The sequence below is a fragment of the Variovorax sp. Root318D1 genome (assembly GCF_001424835.1).
In the GTDB taxonomy this organism is placed as follows: Bacteria; Pseudomonadota; Gammaproteobacteria; order Burkholderiales; family Burkholderiaceae_C; genus Variovorax.
Map to the genome: position 1 here is coordinate 169,701 of NZ_LMCQ01000004.1, position 21,434 is coordinate 191,134.

At 61.0% G+C, this 21,434-nt stretch carries 21 protein-coding genes and 1 other annotated feature; of the genes, 20 read left to right on the forward strand and 1 reads right to left on the reverse strand.

Translation table 11 applies throughout. The features are described from left to right. Positions 1-180 precede the first annotated feature (180 nt). The 16 genes from ASC78_RS05885 (at position 181) to ASC78_RS05960 (ending at position 16,323) form a co-directional block, all read left to right on the forward strand. Positions 181-621 carry a hypothetical protein gene (locus ASC78_RS05885; protein ID WP_157634387.1) on the forward strand — a complete coding sequence of 147 codons (441 nt, stop codon included), beginning with the start codon at positions 181-183 and terminating at the stop codon, positions 619-621. Between the two features lie 93 nt (positions 622-714). Beyond that, positions 715-1,185: a hypothetical protein gene (locus ASC78_RS27375; protein WP_157634388.1), complete on the forward strand. Its 471-nt coding sequence runs from the start codon at positions 715-717 to the stop codon at positions 1,183-1,185. A gap of 50 nt (positions 1,186-1,235) precedes the next feature. After that, entirely contained in the window at positions 1,236-1,580 is a 345-nt protein-coding gene (locus tag ASC78_RS05895) for a hypothetical protein (protein WP_055797783.1), read from the forward strand. Between the two features lie 2 nt (positions 1,581-1,582). After that, positions 1,583-1,819, forward strand: a complete 237-nt coding sequence (locus ASC78_RS05900) for a hypothetical protein (RefSeq protein ID WP_055797786.1) — start codon at positions 1,583-1,585, stop codon at positions 1,817-1,819. Positions 1,820-1,976: 157 nt separating this feature from the next. Next, a complete protein-coding gene (locus ASC78_RS05905) occupies positions 1,977-2,480 on the forward strand; it encodes an SHOCT domain-containing protein (protein WP_055797789.1) in 504 nt (167 codons plus the stop codon). 88 nt (positions 2,481-2,568) lie between these two features. Next, entirely contained in the window at positions 2,569-2,925 is a 357-nt protein-coding gene (locus tag ASC78_RS27380) for an effector-associated constant component EACC1 (protein ID WP_157634389.1), read from the forward strand. Between the two features lie 568 nt (positions 2,926-3,493). Next, complete coding sequence (locus tag ASC78_RS05915) at positions 3,494-3,871, forward strand: OmpA family protein (RefSeq protein ID WP_162246087.1); 378 nt, start codon at positions 3,494-3,496, stop codon at positions 3,869-3,871. A gap of 95 nt (positions 3,872-3,966) precedes the next feature. Beyond that, positions 3,967-4,275, forward strand: a complete 309-nt coding sequence (locus ASC78_RS05920) for a hypothetical protein (protein ID WP_055797796.1) — start codon at positions 3,967-3,969, stop codon at positions 4,273-4,275. A 271-nt stretch (positions 4,276-4,546) separates the two neighbouring features. Next, on the forward strand, positions 4,547-5,836 hold the full coding sequence (locus tag ASC78_RS05925; RefSeq protein ID WP_055797799.1) for a phospholipase D-like domain-containing protein: 1,290 nt from the start codon (positions 4,547-4,549) through the stop codon (positions 5,834-5,836). 424 nt (positions 5,837-6,260) lie between these two features. Further along, positions 6,261-8,633 (forward strand): type VI secretion system Vgr family protein, encoded by a 2,373-nt coding sequence (locus ASC78_RS05930; protein WP_055797802.1) that lies wholly within the window; start codon positions 6,261-6,263, stop codon positions 8,631-8,633. Next, positions 8,633-9,799: a DUF4123 domain-containing protein gene (locus tag ASC78_RS05935; RefSeq protein WP_055797804.1), complete on the forward strand. Its 1,167-nt coding sequence runs from the start codon at positions 8,633-8,635 to the stop codon at positions 9,797-9,799. The genes ASC78_RS05930 and ASC78_RS05935 overlap by 1 nt, the downstream gene beginning before the upstream one ends. A 5-nt stretch (positions 9,800-9,804) precedes the next feature. After that, positions 9,805-12,687 (forward strand): T6SS effector BTH_I2691 family protein, encoded by a 2,883-nt coding sequence (locus ASC78_RS05940; RefSeq protein WP_055797806.1) that lies wholly within the window; start codon positions 9,805-9,807, stop codon positions 12,685-12,687. An 8-nt stretch (positions 12,688-12,695) separates the two neighbouring features. Then, the gene (locus tag ASC78_RS05945; protein ID WP_055797809.1) at positions 12,696-13,817 is read left to right on the forward strand and encodes an MFS transporter; all 1,122 of its coding nucleotides are present in this window, start codon (positions 12,696-12,698) and stop codon (positions 13,815-13,817) included. A 50-nt stretch (positions 13,818-13,867) separates the two neighbouring features. Further along, positions 13,868-14,113, forward strand: a complete 246-nt coding sequence (locus ASC78_RS27915) for a hypothetical protein (protein ID WP_055797813.1) — start codon at positions 13,868-13,870, stop codon at positions 14,111-14,113. 90 nt (positions 14,114-14,203) lie between these two features. Beyond that, complete coding sequence (locus ASC78_RS05955; protein WP_055797817.1) at positions 14,204-14,827, forward strand: site-specific integrase; 624 nt, start codon at positions 14,204-14,206, stop codon at positions 14,825-14,827. Positions 14,828-15,339: 512 nt separating this feature from the next. Then, positions 15,340-16,323: a GNAT family N-acetyltransferase gene (locus ASC78_RS05960; protein ID WP_082517443.1), complete on the forward strand. Its 984-nt coding sequence runs from the start codon at positions 15,340-15,342 to the stop codon at positions 16,321-16,323. 616 nt (positions 16,324-16,939) lie between these two features. Here the strand turns inward: ASC78_RS05960 and ASC78_RS05965 are convergent. Continuing rightward, a complete protein-coding gene (locus ASC78_RS05965; RefSeq protein ID WP_055797823.1) occupies positions 16,940-17,272 on the reverse strand; it encodes a hypothetical protein in 333 nt (110 codons plus the stop codon). A 391-nt stretch (positions 17,273-17,663) separates the two neighbouring features. On the opposite strand from ASC78_RS05965, the gene ASC78_RS27385 reads away from it, so the two are divergent. The 4 genes from ASC78_RS27385 to ASC78_RS05990 all read left to right on the forward strand — a co-directional run bounded on the left by ASC78_RS27385 (position 17,664) and on the right by ASC78_RS05990 (position 21,395). Continuing rightward, positions 17,664-18,233 (forward strand): hypothetical protein, encoded by a 570-nt coding sequence (locus tag ASC78_RS27385; RefSeq protein WP_157634390.1) that lies wholly within the window; start codon positions 17,664-17,666, stop codon positions 18,231-18,233. Between the two features lie 337 nt (positions 18,234-18,570). Beyond that, entirely contained in the window at positions 18,571-19,137 is a 567-nt protein-coding gene (locus tag ASC78_RS05975) for an RDD family protein (protein WP_055797828.1), read from the forward strand. Positions 19,138-19,354: 217 nt separating this feature from the next. Continuing rightward, positions 19,355-19,990, forward strand: coding sequence for an SMI1/KNR4 family protein (locus ASC78_RS05980; RefSeq protein WP_082517444.1), 636 nt, complete (start codon positions 19,355-19,357; stop codon positions 19,988-19,990). 173 nt (positions 19,991-20,163) lie between these two features. Continuing rightward, positions 20,164-21,395 (forward strand): IS3 family transposase gene (locus ASC78_RS05990; protein ID WP_443082706.1). Its coding sequence is split into 2 segments (ribosomal slippage): positions 20,164-20,455 and positions 20,455-21,395, totalling 1,233 coding nucleotides; the frame shifts between segments, so codons are not numbered across the junction. Beyond that, positions 20,442-20,558, forward strand: a sequence feature (AL1L pseudoknot). Its footprint overlaps the gene before it by 117 nt. Positions 21,396-21,434: the final 39 nt, after the last annotated feature.

Below are 21,434 nucleotides of genomic sequence, written 5' to 3' on the forward strand. Positions count from 1 at the left end.
TTCAAGGTCGCGGCGGGCAGCCGCTTTTGCAGCGGTTGCGGTCGCTGGGACTATGCTCGTGTACTGCCGTAGTCGGCCAGAAGCGGAAAGTCGTCACGCCCTCCCAGTCTCGCTGACAGGACGCGCCGCGACCTCTCCAACCAAAGCTATAGTCCTGCGTGCCAATACAGGAGCTAGCCAGTGGGAAAAAAGCAGACTGACCAGCGGCCTCCAATCGCCCAAAGCGTCGCGGTAGCTGTGCTCGCCAAGGCTTCTGACGAGCAGCGAATTGCGGTTGCAGAATGGGCCCGGGACGTACTCGCTATTCGCGAAAGTAAGGAAAACTTCGCGCAAAAAGCTCTGCTCATCGCAAAAGCGACCCATCGCCACGGCTTGACGACGACCTTTCTCGAGCAAGTTTGGACCGAGGCCAAACGCGTGGGCTGGGACGAGCGAACTGGCGCTATGCGAGGGGTTCTCGCAGGCTCGGCTTTGGGGCTTATAGCTTCGCTGAGTGGGCCAATGGCTGGCGTGGCCGCATTTGGAACCGCAGTCGGACTGCCCATCATCCTTTTAGGCGCCGGTGGTGGCGCCCTTGTCGCTGCGCTCATCGAAGAGGGCAGTAAGCATCGCAAGAAGTAGCGTGGCAATGGGCCCCCACTCATGATGGCTCACGTGAAAATCGACCCGAGTAGACGGAATGGCGAGAGCTTGCGCGCATATACCTAGCATCACATGGCTACCCCTGCACCAATTACCTCCCAGTTCTGGAATGAATCAACTGGTCACTGCGACTGCTGCGGGCGCACTTCAAAAACGATCTGGGGCGATCTGTCTGACAAATCAGGGGCGCTTGCTGTCTACTTTGTACAGTGGACAGTGAGCGCTCCAGAACATGACCCGATCATCGATCTGATCATCGGCCCTTGGGGGGAAGGCTCGGAGCCCGCAGCAAGAGATCTTGTCTCATTGGCATATAGGCCAAGCACCCGCGGTGGGTCATTTATGGTTGTGGATGCGGGCGGTCGCCGAGCCGATGATCGGAAAATTTGTGGTCGAGCTTTGCGTCGGCACGAGGTCATCAACGCATCGCTGGCTGAGCAAGCATTCTCCCTGGTGGATGCTTTGTGGCTGACTGAGCCTCGTATCGCAGAAGTTCGCGATCTCAACCGCGTCTCGCGTGCCGACGATCAATCGACGGACTGAGTTCGGCCAAAAGCTGCCCTTCGCATCTATTGGTCGCCGCCCCAAAAGCCATGAAGAAGTTCAAACATCACGTGTACTTTGCCAAGCCGCGCCAGGAGCAGAGGCATCTGTTTCCGCACGTCTGCTTCTCGTGCCGTAAGTCCTTCAAGAAGCCAACGCGGGAGATTGCTCGGCTCTGCCCGCAGTGTCACGGACCGATGGTGATGCTGAGTCGGAAATTTTCGGCGCCCAGAACGACCGACGTTGAGCAGTGGCGCAAGGTCGAGTTCCTGGTCAGCCACGGGTTTCGCTTTCGATCCATCCACGAGCAGCCGGGTGGATCACTCGTGGACTACCCTGGGACCTTGGCCGAAGCTAAGCTGTTTGTCGAGCGACATGCCGGCCGAGTCCGATAGCTGTGACGAACTCTGAAATTGAAGACCTGTGGATCGAAGCTTGGTCGAAACTGATCGAAATAGTGGAAGACGAGGCGCGAACCATGCGTTGTCTTCTGCCCGACGGAAATGTCGTCGATGTCGAGCAGTGCAAGGGATGGCTTCAGGATTCCGTCTACGCTGGATTCAGCGTGAACATCGAGCGCGGCTGGGTGCTCTGTCGCCGTGGGGTGATCGCCTCACGCCTTGCCCGGCAATGATGCATCGCGCAGTGGCACTTTCGGCCAACAGCGAAAGTTCGTCACGGAGTTCGATTTCGTCGACCTGCCCCCAAGAATGCTCGACGTTGGGACTACATTCGACCGCGACATGAATTAAAGCCTGAACTGGCCCAACAAATTTTAACGAGGGTGCCAAGTGCTAACTACGATAGCTAGGGTTGTTGCGCTGCTCACTGCGGTGAGCCTGGCCGGGTGCGGCCAGACTTCAGCCATTCAGGCGACAGACAAATCGAAATCGCATTTCGCCGACGCAGCGTTTAAGGGCGAGACCGTTGTGTTGTCCCAGCCCACGAAGGACAGCGAACAGTTTCGACTGTTCCAGCAAGGGGCCACTGGGTACGTATCGCTTCAATCAGTCAGGGATGACGTCGAGCTGCGTGCCGTCCAGTTCTGTGAACGCAAGGGCCAATCGATGAACGCCTTGCAGGAAACCACTTCTACCCCGCCGCACATCCTGGGCAACTTCCCCCGGGCGGAACTCGTCTTTGAATGCAGCGCCAAAGCCGCGCCGGCGGGAAGTCCCCAAGCGGAAGATGTCAAGTTCACGAAGCTGAGCAACCTCAAGAAGCTCCTCGACAGCGGCGCGCTCACGCAGGCCGAATTCGAGCAGGAGAAGAAGAAGGTGCTGAGCCAGCCCTAGCGCGCCTGGGTAGCAATATTTGGCTCGTGCCGACACTTGCTGTTGGCCGAAATCCGAGAAGTTCTCGACGACATTACTTGGAGCTCGCATGGAATCGCTGCGCATTCATCTTTTCAAAGATAGCCTGGACCCTTTTGTCGAACTTCTCGACGCCCACGGCATTGCACATAGATACCAAGACCCAAGAGCTGGCGGCCCGATGGCCTCCGGCCATGTTTTTGAGGTTCTACAGTCGGCAGCAATGTGGGGCGCCCTTGCTGCTGTCATCGTAGCGTTCATCAACCGGCGACGAGGGCGAAAAGTAATCATCACCACCAAGGATGGGATGGTCGTGCATGCGGAAGGCCTCTCGACCAAGGAAATCGAGAAGGTCATAGGCGAAGCGAAATCCCTGACGGCCATTGAGTCGGGCAAGGATGTTCACGAATCTGAGTCAGAGGGCTAACTCGAGGTCTCGACGCGGCCACGAGCGGAAGTTCGGCCCAGCCTCGAAAATCAGCTTTATGACCTTGCAACAAGTCAAACTTTGGGGGCCGTTCGCCAGTGCGTCTTGCCTAACCATCCTGGCTTCCGAGACTCTTTGGAGCACCAATTCATATTACGTGTACCTGTCTTTGCTGGGAAGCGTGAGTGTCTTTCTCGCGGCCCGACTTCTCTTTCAGACTGGCACGAAGGTCTGGCCTATGGCAGGAGTAGCCACGGGCTTGCTGGTCGGCCAATGGTGGTTTGTGGAAAGTCTCATCCTTCGAGCATTCTTTCGCTTCTCGGGATTCGCCCCATAGGTCAGCAGTTCGAGCTGCGAGCTGACTGGCTACAGTCGGCCACAACCAGACTTTGGTTGTGCTGGTCAGTACAACAGAATTTGCGCGATGTCAGATGCAGACAAGTCCACTGTCGGAAACGTGAATGTCATACCTTTAAAAGGCATTCGAGGAGCATTCAAAGTGCCTCATCGATGCCATTGGGCTGCACTAGCACTTGTGCTCGTGACATACCAACTGCCGTGCGCCTCGATGAGCACCTACGAAAGCGCCGGAGCGCAGTTCGATTTTGAGCGGCATGCTGTTGCTCTGGATGCGGAGTCTCGAACCCGCGTCGCCGCGACGGTCGACTTGGCGCGTACCTGGTGCGGCTTTATGGTGGCGATTGTCAGCGGGCATGCGGACCCCTCGGAGGCTACATCGCCTGGTGGTTTGATGGAGCTATCTGTGACTCGAGCTGCTTATGTAAGCCAGCTCCTTGAATCGTTCGGTATGCCAAGGAAGCGCATCTACCAAGAAGGAAAAGGAGCGGCCCAGCCCTCCTTCCAATGGTCCGGACGCGTGGAGGTTGACCTCAAGGCAGAAGGGCGCGGCAAGGAAGGATGCAGTGGATTCCGGGTCGAAGATTGAGCTGCCTCCTTTCGAGGCGGACAGACGAGGGTCTGCAGTCGGCAGGACCGGGTCATTCACCTGAGCAGCTGGCCATTCTTTGCAGGATCGTCTAGATGATGCGTGAGCCCCACCCCCATCCGGAGATTTACTGCGACTTCAACGCGAGGATGACCGATCGTGGGTATTCGCTGGAACGAATGGGTTCAATCCGGGACTTGAGCAAGTTAGGCCTCAAGCTGGAAGAAGCCGTCGGCAAACGCTTCACCTTCGTCGCGGACGATGCGGACGAAAGCGGCGTTCCTGATGACATCATGTCCAACGGTGTAGTGATCAAGGACGAGCGATACGGGTTTCTTGCCCTTCTTGATACTCCAGACGACTTCTATTGGCGTTCGCAACTGACTCGCTGTGATGAAGCGTAGTTAGATCCAAATCTATTGAATGACCGCTATCGCGGATCGCGGATGTCTCCCTCGGGCCCCCGTTGCGCTGACCGGTCGTGAGGCTACAGTCGGCCAAAAGCGGCCGGTCGGCCACTCCGCAGAATTCGCGGCTTAGCAGCCGTTCGAGGCCGCGCACAACGATTCCGTTCGGAGTCGAGGTGGCTTGACCTGAAGCGCGCGCACACAAACCGGCGGCTATGGTCAATCGGGCACAGATGGGCGTTGGGCACATGACAGAGAATCGACCGTCATGAGCGATGGTTTCCTTGCAACACTGTCCTGGCCTTCGGCGCTTGCCTTCGTGTTCGCGCTGCTGATCGTCGTGCAGGGCCTCGTCATCTGGTCGATCCGCCGCCATCGCGACCCGCGGCTCGTCATCGACTGCGAAGCGCCGATCACCGAGCTGCTGCCCTCGCTCTCGGGCCTGACGCAGGGCACCATCTACGAAGGCAACGTCGTCGAGCTGCTTGAGAACGGCGCCTTCTTCGATGCCATGTTCGAGGAGATCCGTGCGGCCGCCTGCTCGGTGCACTTCGAGACCTTTCTGTGGAAGGACGGCGTGCTCGGCACGCACCTGGTCGATGCGCTCGTCGAACGCCGCCGCGCCGGCGTGCCGGTGCGCGTGCTGGTCGACGCCGACGGCGGCAAGAAGATGGGCGAGGCCGCGTCGCGCCGACTGCGGGAGGCCGGCTGCCGGCTCGAGATGCATCACCCGCGCCACGTGCGCAACATCGGTGTCTTCAACGACCGCGACCACCGCAAACTGGTGGTGGTCGACGGCAAAGTCGCCCTGGTCGGCGGCCATTGCATCGTCGACGGCTGGCTCGGTGAAGGGCGGGAATGCGACAACGTGCGCGACCTCGGCGTGCGCCTGCGGGGGCCGATCGTGCATGCGGTGCAGGCCGCCTTCAGCGAGAACTGGGTGGAAGACACTGGCGAGCTATTTGTCGGCGACGCGGTGTTCCCGCCGCTCAACCGCATGGGCGACGTGGCCGTGCACGTCGCGAGCATCAAGCCGGAAGGTTCGCCGCCGGCGGTGAAGATCTTGCACCACTTGGTAGTGTGCATCGCACGCCAGCGCATCCGCATCCAGAACCCATACTTTCTGCCCGACAGCGAGGCGATTGATGCGCTGTGCAAGGCGGCGAAGCGCGGCGTCGACGTGCGCGTGATGGTGCCGTCGGCCGAAGCTTCCGACATGCCCATGGTGCAGCACGCCGCGCACCGTAACTTCCACCTGCTGCTCGCCGGCGGCGTGCGCATCTTCGAGTACCAGAAGTGCCTGCTGCACCAGAAGGTGATGACGGTGGACGGCGCGTGGTGCGCCATCGGTTCGAGCAATTTCGACGACCGCTCTTTCGAAACCAACGACGAAATCACGCTCGGCCTGCGCGACGACGCGCTGGCCGCGCAACTGGACGCCATCTTCGAGCGCGACACGCGCGACTGCATCGAGCTGCAGGCCGACGCGTGGGCGCACCGCGGCCTGTGGCATCGCTGCAAGGACAACGTGTTCTACGCGTTCAACGAGCTGCTATGACAGGAAGCCGCGCGATCACAGATTTCCGGGCCGACAGGCGGTTGACGGCCAGAACCGGACCTTCAGGACCATCCGCCGGTTTGTCCATCATCGCCATCGCAATCGAGGACCTGACCAATCCCCGTGCTCTGGCGAAGTCAAAGTACGCGCGTTGACCGAATGTTTCGCCGAGCACCTCTGTCTACCGAAGCTCCCGAGCGCGGTTCCGCGCCCTCTGTCTGCTGCAAAGACTTTTCGAGCAGGGCAAATGCGGATTAATTCTCGACGCTGCAACTTTCGTGTACTTACGGCGACAGTACTGGGGCTTACATAATCCCCCGCAAAAGCCGGCCCTCATTCCGAGCGGCCAGCCTCGTCAGGGAGTGAGTTCCATGTCCATCCTCACCGGAATGCGCGCATATCCGCGCGCGCATCAATTGCTGCAATGAAACGGCGCGTCACGATCCAGACTCCGCTGGGCGACGCGCTGAAGTTCCACCGCCTGGTGGGGCGCGAAGCGCTCAGCCAGGCCTATGCGTTCGACATCGACCTGCTGGGCAACACGAACGCCCTCGATCCAAAGGCGCTGCTCGGCAAGGCCGCCACTGTCACGGTGCAGACCGAAGCCGGCGTCCGGTACCTCTGCGGCCTGGTCACCCGTTTCGGGCTGGCGCAGGAAGATGCCCGGCAGTCCTTCTACAAGATGCGCCTGCGCCCCTGGCTGTGGCTCGCCACGCGGCGCAGCGACTTCCGCATCTTCCAGGACCAGACCGTTCCCGAGATCCTGGAGGCGGTCCTTGGCCGCTACGGCCATCCGCTCGAGCTGAAGCTCAGCCGCAGCTACCGATCCTGGAACTACTGCGTCCAGTACGGCGAAGACGACTTTGGTTTTATTTCGCGCCTGTGCGAGCACGAGGGCATCTATTTCTTCTTCCGGCACGAGGCCGAGCAGCACGTGCTGGTCTTTGCGGACGAGGTCGCAATCTCCCACGGCCCCTTGCCCGGCGGCGAAGCCGTGCGCTACCACCCGCATGAGAAGGCCGGCATGACCGGCGGGCTCGAGCCGAGTGAGCGCATCACCGAGTGGGAGCAGGCTGAAGAGATCCGTTCCGGCCACCACTACCGTGACCACTTCGATTTCGAGCACCCCCGGGCCGACCTCTCCAGCGTGCGGCAGATGCCGGCTGGCCATGACCATGACGCCTACCAGAGGTACGAATGGCCTGGCGACTACCTCCGGCACGAGGACGGCGAGGTCTATGCGCGCATCCGCAATGAAGAGCAGTTGAGCGAGCGCAGCCGCGCCAGGGGGCGTTCCAATCTGCGGGAGCTGGCACCGGGCTACACGATGCAGCTGGCCCACCATCCGCGGCTCGACCAGAACCAGCAATACCTGCTGCTCAGCGTGAGCTACCACCTGCGGGAGAACGTCGAAGCCAGCGAAGGTGTCGGGCCCACCGAAGGTTCGGTGCAGCACTTCGCCTTCGAGGTCCAGCCCACCAGCCTGGCGTGGCGTCCCGCCCGCACCACGCCCAAACCGCGCACGCACGGTCCGCAGACGGCCGTCGTCGTGGGACCGTCCGGTGAAGAGATCTGGACCGACCAGTACGGCCGCGTCAAGGTGCAGTTCCACTGGGACCGCCTGGGCCAGCACGACGAGCACTCCAGCTGCTGGGTACGTGTGTCCACGGCATGGGCCGGAGCCACGTTCGGCGGCGCGGCCTTGCCCCGCATCGGACAGGAGGTCATCGTCGATTTCCTCAACGGCGACCCCGATCACCCGATCGTCACCGGACGCGTGCACAACGCCGACCAGATGCCTGCGTGGCAGTTGCCCGACCAGAAGCATCTCTCGGGAATTCGCAGCCGGGAGCTGGGCGGTGGGCGCAGCAACCACCTGGTCCTCGATGACTCGGACGGGAAGATCCAGGCGCAGCTCAAGAGCGATCACCAGAGCTCCAGCCTAAGCCTGGGCCATATCGCACGCATCGAGGACACCGCCGGCCGCAAGGATCTGCGCGGCCAGGGCTTCGAGCTGCGCACCGACGGTCATGGAACCCTCCGTGCTGCCAAGGGCTTGCTGGTGACCACCGAGGCACGCCCCAACGCCCAGGCCTACGTTACCGACATACCCGAGACTATCGCTCGACTCACGCAGGGACGCGACCTGCACGAGGGCCTGAGCCAAGCCGCCCGGGATGCCCATGCGCACGAGACAGGTGATCAGGATGAGGTGGCCAAGGTGCTGAAGGCACAGAACGACGCGATCAAAGGCGACGGCGGGAACAGGGAGCACGGAATCTTCCCCGAATTCCAGGATCCGCACCTCACGCTGGCCAGTCCGGCTGGCATTCAAAGCACGGCACAGGGTTCGAGCCACATTGTGAGCGGCGAGCACACCGCCACCACCAGTGGCGGCCACACCAGCGTGAGCGCTGGGAAGAGTCTCCTCGTTTCTGCGAAGGACGCCGTACGACTGTTCGCCTCCAAGGCCGGCATCCGCATGACCGCCGCGAAGGATGACATCGACATCAGAGCCTTGAAGGCCAGCATCGACGTTCTCGCCAAGCTCAACATCAAGCTGGAAGCCAGCCGCATCACGATCTCGGCCCAGGAAGAGGTGCTGATCAACGGCGGCTCCAGCTACACCCGGTGGAATGCGGATGGCATCGAGCACGGAACCAACGGCGTTTGGCGTGAGCACGCCGCTTCGCACAGCCTTCTCGGACCGAAGAGCCTGCCACCGTCCAAGGGCTACGAGGCCAAGTGCGAATTGCAGGACAGCGGCGCAGCGGGTGGCGCGTCGGCCTCCCGTTGATGGATAGCCTGTTGCCCGTGCGCCCGGATGCCTCGCTTCTGCTGCGCCGTCTGCAAAAAGGCTTTGCCAGGGCGCGGATGCAGGCGTCGCATGCGCACGCATCGGTCGCCGGTCCCATGTCGGCCTTTCTGGTGCTGGAACGCTGGCGAGACAACCCGCTCGCCGAGCATCTGCAGGAGCACCATCCGTGGTTGGCCGCCGAACGAGTCGACGTGCCCGACGAGATTTACCTCGGACGCCCCGAAGCTGCGCCCACCCTCGTGCCACTGCCCGAAGACTGGGCGGTCGATGCGCCTGGTGCCAGCACCCAGGCCTTCCTTCACACGATGGCGCTCGCGCTTGCTGCGGCACGGCTGCAGAGCGAGCGCCGCCTGGTAGATCAGATGTTGTGCGCCGTCGTCTTCAGTCCGGCAACGCCTGCGAGCATCGCAATGCACTGGACCCACCTCGGCTTTCAGACTTCGCCTGTTGACGGAAAAGACAAGCTGTTGCGCTATCAGGATGCACGCGTCATGCAGCGCGTGTGGCCGCTGCTCGACGACGAGCAGCGTTTGCAATGGCTCGGGCCTGTGACGGAATGGTGGGCGCTGAGCCAACCCTGGGGGCCCTGGTCATACGCCGAAGCATTCGCTACGGGTGGAGAAATACCTGCCAGCAGTGGCGAAGATGCGTCCGAATGGTTCGTTGCCACCCGGCCAGTGTTGTCCCGGGCTGCGGCTCGGGAACCACAGCGCGAAACCATACGCCACCTTCTGCGTCTGGATCAATGGCACGCGGCACATGGCGCAACGACGGGCACGCGGCTGTGGCTGAGCATGGCTTCGCGACGAATTCCCGTCCAACGGCAACCTGATGGAGAGACGATGACGCGCCTCCTTCGCTTTGGGGCAGAACTGGGATTGATCCAGGAATCGGATCTGTTCGAATTCGTCGACGCCTCATGGCAGGCACATCACTACGATGAGCGACTCATCGTTCGTGATTGGTCGGCGCCCCGAGATGCGGCCATGCTGCGGCAGGCGCTTGCCCTGATGCATCCGACACCCGCTGGCTCAAATCAGCCAGTCAGCAGCCGTGTTGTGTCACCTGGCTTTGCCAGTGCGCTGTATGAAGCCGAACAAGCCCTCTCGAACTCAACCCACCCGAAATTTCCGCGAAGAAACTGAAGCCCATGCCCTGCGCCACACCCTGCCGAAACTGCGATCGCAAGGGCCTGCCCATCCTGTTCACCCGGTATGCCGCCGCCTTCAGCGCGCAGGAGCAGGGTCTCGCTGCGCTCAAGCAGTTGCAGCCCACGGGAAATTTCCAGGCCCAGCCCGGTGGCGTGGCCATGCGCACAGCCCTGTACGGCGTGCGCATGCTGAGGCCAGGCTACCTGTACGTGCGCATCATGAATGTGTGCAAGGCCCATCCCGAGTGGCTCGCCTACATCGTGCATCCCCACGGCTACTTGGCGCAGTTCGACGTCGGGTTTCCGGAGGCTGCCAAGTCGAATCCGGCTTGCGAAATGGAAGTGCGCGGCGCCAACGCCTCCATGGTATGGGTGGCGGACGCCAAGAACGTCACCGAGCTGCACTACGTGTTCCATCCGGACCCGATCGTGCCCAAGCATCTGTTCGAGCACATCGAACCCCAGCGCGACACCTACATGCAGAAGTTCGACGTCGCAGGATGGCTGGGAGGCAGCACGAGCCAGAAGGACACCTGCCAACCGGGGCAGCTCAACAGCCAGGTGATGGAATTTTCGGCGCTGAAGGACACCGCCGTACAGACCGTGGGGAGTGAACAGCACTATGGACTTATGGGCGTGCACGGCACTGAGCGCGAGTGGGGCACTTACGAGGAGGCACGCACCGGCCGGCATTTCGAAAAGGTCCGCAACGAGACGCGCCGCGCCGACGGCAGCGTGGCCGTCACCGACACGGGCCCCGTGACCGGCATGGCGGTGGGGCCCTACATCGCACGCATCACCGGCCCGCTCTACAAAGACGCGCATGGCCCCCGGCTGCGGAAGATGGCCGAGTTCCTGACGCAGCACAAGGGCGCCGTCGTCGCATGCGACGACCCCATCGGCATTGCCCAGGAACTCAGCCTCCACCATCTCACCGCGGCCATGTCGTATGTGCAATGGCTCAAGGAGGTCGATGCCTCGGATCCCGGCAACGCGACTGTGACGAATGCGTGGAAACACGCCGCCAGCGAGAGCATCAACACCGTGCGTGGGGCCCTCCACAAGAAGGCGATGGGCATGTACGACGCCGAAACGGACCGCCTGAAGCGCGTGCACGATGTCCTGGGCCAGCGGCGCGCCTATCCCGTGAGTACGACGATGGTTCGGCAAAAGGACGGAACCTATGCCGAGATGTCCGTTGAGGCGATGCGGGCGCAGCGCAGGGACGCACTGGAGGGAGAAATTGCCGCGCGTGAATCGGACCGGCGGCTCGTCAGCGATTCGGAGTCCAAGGCCGCCCTCGAGACGACGCTTGCGCATGTCGATGAAACCCGGCTCAAGAAGTTCGACGCCGATCACATGGCGCAGATACAGGAGCGCGACAAGCGCATGGACAAGATCAGCGAGGATCTGATCGCCTGGCTCCAGTGCGACACCCTCCTGGTCAAGACGCTCGGCCGCTACGACCGCAAGCCGAGCGGCATCGAAACCCGCGATGGCGCGCGCTGCGCGGGCCAGTTGTGCGCCATTCTGGAAACCATGGACAGCAGCCCGCGCGGGCGCAAGTGGTACGCCGATCTCCAGTTGTTCAAGGACGATCCGAAGAACCTCGTGTGGCGCATGGCGACCCTGAACAACGAGGCGATTTCGCAGGAGTTGCTGCGCGTGCTCGACACCCTGAAGGACACGCTGCCGCCGGCCACCGAGGTGGCGGATGCGGAAACGGCCGAAGAAAGCGCGCGCCAGCAACGGGCATGGGCCGCGATGGCGGCGGCGCTGGAGAAGATCCCGAAGACGCTCGAGGGCAGCCAGACGCTGATCAAAGAGGCCAAGAAGCTTGGCGACCGCGGATCGAGCACGCTGGCGAGAGTTCAGTCGCTGCAGAAGATCGCCGAAACGGCGATGAAGAATGTTCACTCGGTATGGGGTATCGCAGTGGTGCAGGCGGCCAAGAATCTAGGGGCCTCGGCGTTGGAGTTGAACCTGGCAAAAGCGCAGATCGTGTTGTTGTCGCACGGCTTGGGTGACAACGCCATCGAGTTCGTGCGCCAGGAGAACCGTCTGCTGAACGAGAAGCTGGAGGCCGATGGAAAGCGCGTCGCGTACAGCAACAAGCGCAATCCCCAGCCGGGTGGCCGAACATGGAATCGGCGCTACGACCACAAGGCCGAGAAGCTACAGGCGCGTGTGGATCGGGCGCTGACCCTGGGCACGGAGAAAGCGGTGCAGAACATGCGCATTCCCTCGGTGATCGGTGGCCTCGAAATCTTCGGCCTGATTCCTACGCTGGGGCGAGCGAGCGAACGCAGCGATGATCCGAGGGCGGGCAGCCAGGGGGCTGGGGCAATCGTCAGTGCGATGGGAACCTGGAGTAGTTGGCGCTCCGATTACTACGAAAGGAACGTCTACGAAGCGATCAAGGCCGATATGCCACTGAAGGCACGCGAGAACCTGATGAAGGCACTTGACCACGAATTGCGCATGTTGAAAATTGGTGCGGCCCATTGGGTGGCGTCCGCAGCCGTCGTGGGGGTGGTCTGGGATGTGATCGATGGCGTAACCGCGCATCGCGAGGAGAATCGCCTCTTGATGGCGGCCTATGTCGGACGTGCTTTCGCGGGTGGCGTCACCATCGGCACGGCGCTCACGGGCGCTTATTTCCACGATGTCGTCAAGATCGTCCGGATTTGTACGCGAATCAATCTTCTCGCCGGCGCCCTCACACTGGCTGCCAGTTATGCGATTGAAAAGCTCAAGGAAAAGGAATGGATCGACTGGCTCCAAGCCGAACCATTCCGCAAGTTGGACAGCAAGAAAACCCCGCATACCAGCGAGCGGCTCATGCTCAGCCAGCTCGCAAATGCGATTGCGGATATGGAGTGAGTTGAAGCATGTTTATTTCGGAAAATAGCTACCGCAATGAGCGTCGCAGCGAGGGCGCTTCCAGAGCGGTGGCGTACTACGCCGACATCAACCAGCATACGCGGCTGTACGATATCGGCGAAGGCGCGAGCCCTCGCCAAGAGCAAGCGCCCAAACCTTCGAGAAAGGAAAGGCTTAAGCAACAGGAAATCGCCCAGCCTCGGCTGTCTGGCATGCGGACGTTGTTGGACTTCAACGAACACTTCGTTGAACTAAGTAATGCGGGAGAGGAGAAGCGCTCACTCGTGTTCATGCTTCTCGTGTTGTTTGGTTTGATCGCCCTGATGCCGGCCTACTTCATTGGCCTTCTGTTGACCGATCGGAAGCCTTACCCGCAGGATTGGTACATCGCGATGGGCATCTTGCTGGCCATTGGCTTTCTGGCCTTTCTTCTGATCTATTTCCTGATCTACCCGCACGTGCTCGCGCCAGCTTTTTTTACCAGCCTGCGCGCACGCTACCGCTTCAATCGGACGACACGCAAGGTCTACGCACTGCGCCCAAAGAAGTACGGCGGCAATGTTGTGCTCGACTGGGACCGCGTGCAGGCGCACGTTCGATGGGCACCCCCAAAATCCTGGACAGCCGAGCAACTGGCGACGAGCGAGGCCGCGCGCGAAGAGCGCCTGCGCTCGGCGGGCCTGGACAGCAACCTGCTGTTGTACTGGCCCCCGCTGGATGCCAACGATCCCGAGCGCAAGGGAGAAGACGTACTCTGGGTCGGTCCCAGCGGCAGCCGCGAGGCTTTGTGGCAATACATCCGAACCTTCATGGAGGAAGGCATGGAGGCCGTACCCAGACCTTCCGAGCACGAGTGGCTGCGCAAGGGCTTCAGCGGCCCCGGCGAGCACCTGGAAGAAACCGTCATGCATGGTTCGCACATGCGTGACGACATCGTGGGCAAGGGAACTTCGGATGCAACCTACAGCAACTACGCGATGAACTTTCTATGGGCGCCGCTGCACAGCCTGGCCGAGCGGCTGTGCTACTGGCCCACGTTCCCCGGAGAATGGAACAGCGACTGCGGGCAGAAGCGTCGCGAAAGCGGCATCGGTCCCGAAGAACCTCTGCGATGGACCAGCAAGCCTTGACGCTCAGAAGTACATCGATGGATCGTCGGCCGCTTGAGGTGAGCTGAGCCATGTTCAGTTCGGAGAGCAGCTACGTGAAAGAATGTCGCAGCGAGGGCGTCCCAAAGGCTTTGGCGTACTACGCTGACATCAACCAGCATACGCGGCTGCATGGTATCGGCGAATGCGCGCGCCCTCGCCAGGAGCACGAGCCCAAGCCTTCGAGAAAGGAAAGGCTTGAGCAGCAGAAACTCGCACAGCCTCGGGTCTATGGCATGCGCACCTTGACCGACTCTACAACCTCGCGCAACGACTGACCGCTCTTGAAAAGGTCGGCCAATCACTTGGAGCCCCCAAGTGCCCCTCTGGCGCAAAGTTTCGATCCCTAAACTGCACAGGAGATCGACATGGACGCTCTCACCGTCTCAGCACCACGGCCCCCGTGGAACAAAAACAAACTCGTGGGGCAGAAGCGGCCTTTCAAGCTCAAGGAAATTTGGGCGATCCGCACTCGGCTCCAGTTGTCCCGCCGTACTCGAGACCTTGCACTTTTCAATCTCGGAATCGACAGCAAGCTCCGGGCATGCGACCTGGTCAAGCTCCGGGTCCGCGATGTTGCCAACGGCGATCGGACGGCCGCACGGGCGAACGTGGTCCAGCAAAAGACCGGGCGACCGGTCCAATTTGAACTCACCGATCCAACGCGTGAGGCCGTGTCCGGCTGGATCAATCTGGCCCACCTTCGTTCCGAGGACTTCCTGTTCCCGAGCCGGGTGCATTCGTCTCCGCATCTCGGGACCAGGCAGTACGCCCGCATTGTTGATGGTTGGGTAGAGGAGATCGGACTGGACCCGGCCGAGTACGGCACCCACTCAATGCGCCGAACCAAGGCGTCCTTGGTCTACCGCCGAACGAAGAACCTTCGCGCGGTGCAACTCCTACTCGGCCACACCAAGCTCGAGAGCACAGTGCGCTACCTCGGAATCGAGGTCGAGGACGCACTAGAGATGGCTGAGCAGACGGAAGCCTGACGGATCCCTGGCGCTCTGGTCGACGGGCGCCAGCGTCGGGGCATTCGCGGCGGTTATCGCGTGAGGTTCTTTGCGAGCGGCCGTGATCGGCCAATACCGGAAGTCCTCACGCCCGCCCAGTTCGCGAACACCCCTCAAGGAAGGCCGCAGCGCCAGCCGCCTACAGTCGGCCAGGTTCGGAAGTTCATCACGGAAGTCGCGTTTTCCGCCAATGTTGCCCTGTAACGGCTCCCCGCACTGGAGCCAGTCGGCCGCGAAAGGGTACGGGGCACACGTCTTTAGGTTAGCCGCAGGTTTGGCTTGGCAGAATCGGCCGCTGTTGGGTCGTTAGTCTGCACGATGTAAGCACATCTCGTCCTGCTGGCGTGGCCCGCATCAGGGTCGACCGCCAGCCACAGCCGACAACGAGTCATGCCCGACACCGCTCTCATACCCGCTCACACTGCCGTGGTCACCTGCCCACTGACCGAGGAGGCAGCAACAATCGGCCCTGGAGCAGACATTTGCCTACGATGATCGGAACAATTCCACCAGGCCTTCGATTGCGATGTTTTGCCGGCGATGGCGATTTTCCTGCGATGGCGGACGTGGCCAACGCAGTGTTTGTCGCTGACAAGATGGGCTGGATTCGCACACCGGAACACATACGTCGAGACTACGCCCGGTTCACCGACTTCGATCCCCTACGCGACATCGTGATGGCCGAACTCGACGGCCAGTTGGTGGGGTATGTGCGCACCTCGCACTGGACCGACGAGAACGAATGGCTGGCTCAGACCCAGATCGGCTTCGTCCATCCGGCCTTCCGGCGTCGCGGCATTGGCACCGAACTGCTGCGCTGGGTGGAAACGCGACAGCGCGAGATTGCGAGGGTCCGAGGCGGTGTGTCCGTGCATCACGTCTTCGTGACCGAGGGCGAAGTCGGCCGCGTAGCAATGCTGCGCCGTGCCGATTACGTGCCCGCTCGCCACTTCATGCTCATGGAGCGGCGCTCGCTCGACGATATGCCCGACGTCCCCCTGCCCGAAGGCTTCGAGGTCCGTCCGGTGCTTTCAGAACATTTGCGCCCAATCTTCGACGCCCACATGGAGGCCTTGCAGGGACACTGGGGCGTCGCACCACCGAAGCCAGGCGACTTCGAGCGCTGGACGACGCTGCCGACCTTCCAGCCGCATTTGTGGCAGGTGGCATGGCACATCGAGAGCGAGCGCGTGGCCGGGCAGGTGAAGCCCTTTATCAACGAAGAGCAGAACACGACGCAGAACCGCAGGCGCGGCGAGACGGAATTCATCAGCGTCGGTGCGCCGTGGCGCCGGCGTGGCTTGGCGCGCGCGCTCATCGCGAAGGCCCTGCATGCACAACGCGACGCTGGCATGAACGAATCCGCGCTGGGCGTGGATGCCGACAATGCACACGAGGCCGCTCGACTTTACGAGAGCTGTGGCTTTCGCGTCGTTCAACGCAACATGGTCCTACGCAAGCTGGTGGATAGGTAGCACGGCCCATTCCGCCAGAACCATTCATTCGCTGGCGGCAGAATGCGGGCAAGGCCGGGCCTGCTTCTTCGGCCGAGATGCCCTGCCGTCCATACCAGAACCGTAAAAATGACCACACCTTCGGCTGCGCACACCGGCGTTTCAGGCTTTTCATGGAGAGCCGCGGTGCTCGGCGCCGGATTTTCCGCCGGTGGCCAAGCCTTTCTTGGCACGCTAGTCGCGGTTGTTAGCCAACGAGTGTGGATGGCGAAGGGAGCGTCGCGGGAGCAAGCAGCCAGCTTGCTTGCGTCGAGCTTTTTTTCGACGGTCGGCCTTCTGAGCTTGCTCGCAACTGTTTGCGCAGGCGCACTCGGCGGCTATATATCCGCCCACTACGGGCGGGGCCGACCGTTGGTTCAAGCGAGCGCCGCGGGAGCGCTTGGCTTGCTGTTTCCGCTGGTTATGCTTGCAAGCCCCGGGGCCCAGACCGGTCCAATCTGGTTCATTGGCTGGTCGTTCGGAATTCCTATGGCATCAGCGATTTTTGGCGGTTACCTACATAGTCTTAGGAACCCTTCCCGCCACGGGACTTAGGTCAGCCTGCGGCCACAAGCAGCCTTTCGAGGGTGAAGCGCAACTAGGCCAGTGTCTCGACTCGCGCTACGACAGTTGCGCTTTGCCTTGCCTTGCGCTTTTTTAAGCTGCGAGACATGAAGAACGCTAGAAGGATGAACGGAAGGCTGACTCCGGTCATCTTGCCGGCGTAGGTAGCAATTTCGACAGTGGTGTGGGATGCATTGATAAGCCAGGTGTGGAGCGCAACGTTTGCTGCGACCAAAAGCCAAAAGTAAATGCCAGCCCCGTTCACCCGCAGCTTGCCGACAACTTTGTTGATGACCCAAGCCAGCGACAGAATCACGACAAGAACAAAGGCGAAGAGGATTACTGCGGTGATGATTCTCTGGTCCACCTATTTCCCTCGCGATTTAAATGTTGCGGCAAATGGTACAGGCAGTTAAGTGCGAAGCGACCCCATTCCTAGAGCGAAATGCCCGAAACCTTGCCGATCGGAGGCTTAGCGCCTCAGGGCCGCAGGCCCTCGCGAACGACCGCTTTCCGCGGGGCGCGATGTCCGCTCAGGGCCCGAAGCTCCTAGGCCGCGACCGGCTACAGTCGGCCAATACCGGTCCTTGAGGCGCGCCGCTCGCCATCGTCCATCCATTGAAGGTGAACCAAAATCATGTCAGATTCGCAGGCAGTCGAACTACTCTCGAGGCAGATTCGGCTGGGGACGCTCCCGTCAGTTGTGCTGCGCCAACTCATGTCGCAGTCGGAGGACGTGACAAAACATGGATTGGCTCATGACCTGGTTGCAGCATTTCCGGAATGCGAGCATTGGTCGCTCATCGACCAAGTGTGGCATTGGAAGGAGAGAGCGCACTCTGACATTTTGGATGCCTTTTTTTGACTTTCAGACGATACGCGCCATCGTCGGTTCAGGTGTAAAGCTGCCTTGGACGTTGGAACAATGCGACGTCGAATTTGCTCGACTTCAGCCTCTCTTGGCAGGTCTGCGCGAAGTCGAAAAAGCTAAGGCCATCGAGGCCGTCTCCTTCGAAAATCTCCAATCGAAGATTGATTCTCTGACTGGAAAGCTGGCTTGCATTCAGGCGCTTTGGGATGGCGATACAAACGGATGGTTTGTCCGGATGTCAGCCATCGTTGAGAACTCGGGCGAATACTCGGAACATCACTTAGGGACCTTTACACAGGGCGGCGATATTCGGCTGTTCAACGGCCAAGTCCCTCCGTGGCCGGAAGCGGTGGCGGCGTCTGAAATTGGCGGACGCCTCGCGATGCATTTCAACGCGATGTTCCATTTTCCCAGCCCCGCTGAGCCGAACGATTCCTGTGCCGCTTGGTCTCCCTGAGCCTGGCGCGCTGAAGGGTTGGCGCGCTCGGCGAATCGCCGCGCCGAAGGGGTGCGACGTAGACTTCGTGAGCCTTTCGGATGAGCCGCGAACGCCCACTGGGTGTCGAATGAAAGTCCGCCTAGGGCACGCTGCGAGTGACCGCTCCGGAGCAAGCCCGATGACCGCTTCGGGCCAGCTCATGACGGTGGCGCGACCGGCTACAGTCGGCCAAAAGCGGCCTGTCGGCCTCGGCCCTCGAAAGCGCGTGCGCGCGCTGACCGAGTCTTAGATAACAATCGACTAAGTGCCGTCTTTTGGCGTCGGCATACAAGAATCCGAATTGACAGAGGGAAACATGGACGCCGCATATCTCAGGCAACACTACGACCGCCTTGAAACCGACGAGTTGATCGGTCTTCGCTCGACTGACCTGACGCCTGAGGCCAAGGTCGTGCTCGAAGCTGAATTGGCGTCGCGGGATGTTGCGCACTCTTTTTCTACAGTGCCTGCCAGCGCCTCTGCGCTGCGCCCGCTCGACCAGTCATTGCTGGCTCCGCTGTGGAGGCGATTTGTAGCTGCGACACTCGACTATGCTGGACTCTTCTTCGTGCTGTTCGGTGTGAACTTCCCAATATATCTGTACACCCCGAAGACCTTCTCTGATTTGGTTGGATACGCATCCATCGGGGTAGCCTTGGCATACTTGTTTTTCAAGGATGGCCTGAACGGTCAAAGCTTCGGGAAGCGACTCCTCAAGATCAAGGTTTTGGAGAGGGCTACAGGTGACTCATGCAGCCTGCCTCGCTCTCTAGTCCGCAACGCGTTTAATGGACTGGGCTTCATTGATTGGCTATTTGCCCTCGGCCGTGAAAACAGACGCCTCGGCGACCATGCTGCAGGCACATACGTTGTGAACGCCTAAAACACCTATCGTCGGTGCGGAACAAATTCGATGTTCTAGATGGGCTGCTTTGGGAGCCGGACACGGCCGGTAGGGGCCCTTCGCGACGGTAGCGCGACCGGCTACAGTCGGCCAGAACGGGACGTTCATCGATACGGCAGAATTTGGCTAGGAGCGGGCCTTCCTCTTACTCGTGACAACGCTCGAGAAAAAAGTGGCCGTACAAGGACACAATCGCATGACGCTTTCGCAGTATGAGCACTTGGTTATTCGAGATCCAGGCCCAGCCCCAACTGCTGTGGAGCTCGCGCAGCTTGAGTCTGTGCTGGGCGCAAGCTTGCCGCGATCGTTTAAGCAATACCTTCAAGTCGCCAACGGTGGCTATCTGGAGTACGTGGTTGAGATCGCGACGGAAAGCGGAGAGACCGAACCAATCTCGTTCTGCGGTCTCTTTTCCACGACCTCATCGGGTGGGGAGATATTCGCCGACGAAATAGCGCTCCATCGCGAGAGCATGCAAATGCCGATCGGCATTCTTCCATTTGCTTGCGATGGAGGCGGGTCCACTGCCTTTCTCGACCTCACCCCGACAGGGAGCGGTCGAGTAGTGGCATACGTACATGGTCTGCCGGAATGGGCTGGGAAGAGAACGCAATCAGCGCTCGTAGAACTCGCTTCATCTTTTGACGAATATGTAGCCAAGCTCAAGGTTGACCGGGAGGCAATAGTCGACCATCTGTCGCATGACGTCGCCAATATGAATGACCTCTCAGCCATGCGCGAATTCATTGAGTTGGCCATTCCGGAATGGCTTCAAGATCCAGAGTTGAGCAATGCGGTACGCGAGGCCCAACAGATGTTCAATCGGAGCTGAGCGGATCAAATCGTCTTGGCATAATGAATCGCCCCGGATTTTGTGGAGGCTCAACACTCTGAGAGGATTGAGCCATGAAGAAGTCAAACAAGTTCTCACCCGAGGTGCGTGAGCGCGCGGTNATGAATCGCCCCGGATTTTGTGGAGGCTCAACACTCTGAGAGGATTGAGCCATGAAGAAGTCAAACAAGTTCTCACCCGAGGTGCGTGAGCGCGCGGTGAGGATGGTGCAGGAGCACCGGGGAGAGTACCCGTCGTTATGGGCTGCGATCGAATCAATTGCACCGAAGATCGGCTGCGTGCCGCAGACGCTGAACGAATGGGTCAAGCGCGACGAGATCGACAACGGCGTGCGTGAAGGCGTCACGACCAGCGAGGCCCAGCGGATGAAGGAGCTCGAGCGCGAGGTCAAGGAGCTGCGTCGGGCCAACGAGATCCTGAAGCTGGCGAGCGCGTTTTTCGCCCAGGCGGAGCTCGACCGCCGGCTGAAGTCCTGAGGGATTTCATCGACAAGCATCGTGCCACCTTCGGGGTCGAGCCGATCTGCAAGGTCTTGCAGGTCGCCCCGTCGGGCTATCGACGGCACGCGGCGCTGCTGCGCGAGCCGCACAGGCGCTGCGCCAGGGCGCGACGCGACGATGCCCTCGTGCCAGAGATACAACGCGTCTGGCAGGCCAACATGCAGGTCTACGGTGCCGACAAGGTCTGGCGGCAGCTGGCACGCGAGGGCACGGCGGTGGCGCGCTGCACGGTCGAGCGGCTGATGCGGCGCCTGGGGCTGCGAGGCGTGATGCGAGGCAAGGTGGTGAAGACCACCATCAGCGATGCCAGAGCGCCATGCCCGCTGGATCGGGTCAACCGGCAGTTCCGGGCGCAGCGCCCGAACCAGCTATGGGTCTCGGATTTCACGTACGTCTCGACCTGGCAGGGCTGGCTGTACGTGGCCTTCGTGATCGATGTGTTCGCCCGGCGCATCGTGGGCTGGCGGGTCAGCAGTTCGATGCGCACGGACTTCGTGCTCGATGCCTTGGAGCAAGCGCTGTACGACCGTCAACCCGAGCGCGATGGCAGCTTGATTTGTCACTCGGATCGCGGGTCGCAATACGTCAGCATCCGGTACACCGAGCGACTGGGCGAGGCTGGCATTGAGCCATCGGTGGGCAGCAAAGGCGACTCCTATGACAACGCCCTGGCCGAGACGATCAACGGTCTCTACAAGGCCGAGTTGATCCATCGCCGAGCACCGTGGAAGACCAAGGAGGCGGTGGAGTTAGCGACGCTCGAGTGGGTGGCCTGGTTCAACCACCATCGCCTGCTCGAACCCATCGGCTACATCCCGCCTGCAGAAGCTGAGGCAAACTATTACCGGCAACTCGCCAGTCAGATCGCCACGGTGGTGGCATGACTTAAACCAACCGGCCTCCATGAAAGCCGGGGCGATTCA

Bases quoted from the DNA above. Each gene is read 5' to 3' on its own strand.
- ASC78_RS05975 (WP_055797828.1), top strand. From the start codon at position 18,571: ATGGACGCCGCATATCTCAGGCAACACTACGACCGCCTTGAAACCGAC.
- ASC78_RS05925 (WP_055797799.1), top strand. From the start codon at position 4,547: ATGAGCGATGGTTTCCTTGCAACACTGTCCTGGCCTTCGGCGCTTGCC.
- ASC78_RS05980 (WP_082517444.1), top strand. From the start codon at position 19,355: ATGACGCTTTCGCAGTATGAGCACTTGGTTATTCGAGATCCAGGCCCA.
- ASC78_RS27380 (WP_157634389.1), top strand. From the start codon at position 2,569: ATGGAATCGCTGCGCATTCATCTTTTCAAAGATAGCCTGGACCCTTTT.
- ASC78_RS05920 (WP_055797796.1), top strand. From the start codon at position 3,967: ATGATGCGTGAGCCCCACCCCCATCCGGAGATTTACTGCGACTTCAAC.
- ASC78_RS05955 (WP_055797817.1), top strand. From the start codon at position 14,204: ATGGACGCTCTCACCGTCTCAGCACCACGGCCCCCGTGGAACAAAAAC.
- ASC78_RS05930 (WP_055797802.1), top strand. From the start codon at position 6,261: ATGAAACGGCGCGTCACGATCCAGACTCCGCTGGGCGACGCGCTGAAG.
- ASC78_RS27375 (WP_157634388.1), top strand. From the start codon at position 715: ATGGCTACCCCTGCACCAATTACCTCCCAGTTCTGGAATGAATCAACT.
- ASC78_RS05945 (WP_055797809.1), top strand. From the start codon at position 12,696: ATGTTTATTTCGGAAAATAGCTACCGCAATGAGCGTCGCAGCGAGGGC.
- ASC78_RS05895 (WP_055797783.1), top strand. From the start codon at position 1,236: ATGAAGAAGTTCAAACATCACGTGTACTTTGCCAAGCCGCGCCAGGAG.
- ASC78_RS27385 (WP_157634390.1), top strand. From the start codon at position 17,664: ATGACCTGGTTGCAGCATTTCCGGAATGCGAGCATTGGTCGCTCATCG.
- ASC78_RS05960 (WP_082517443.1), top strand. From the start codon at position 15,340: ATGATCGGAACAATTCCACCAGGCCTTCGATTGCGATGTTTTGCCGGC.
- ASC78_RS05935 (WP_055797804.1), top strand. From the start codon at position 8,633: ATGGATAGCCTGTTGCCCGTGCGCCCGGATGCCTCGCTTCTGCTGCGC.
- ASC78_RS05915 (WP_162246087.1), top strand. From the start codon at position 3,494: ATGAGCACCTACGAAAGCGCCGGAGCGCAGTTCGATTTTGAGCGGCAT.
- ASC78_RS27915 (WP_055797813.1), top strand. From the start codon at position 13,868: ATGTTCAGTTCGGAGAGCAGCTACGTGAAAGAATGTCGCAGCGAGGGC.
- ASC78_RS05940 (WP_055797806.1), top strand. From the start codon at position 9,805: ATGCCCTGCGCCACACCCTGCCGAAACTGCGATCGCAAGGGCCTGCCC.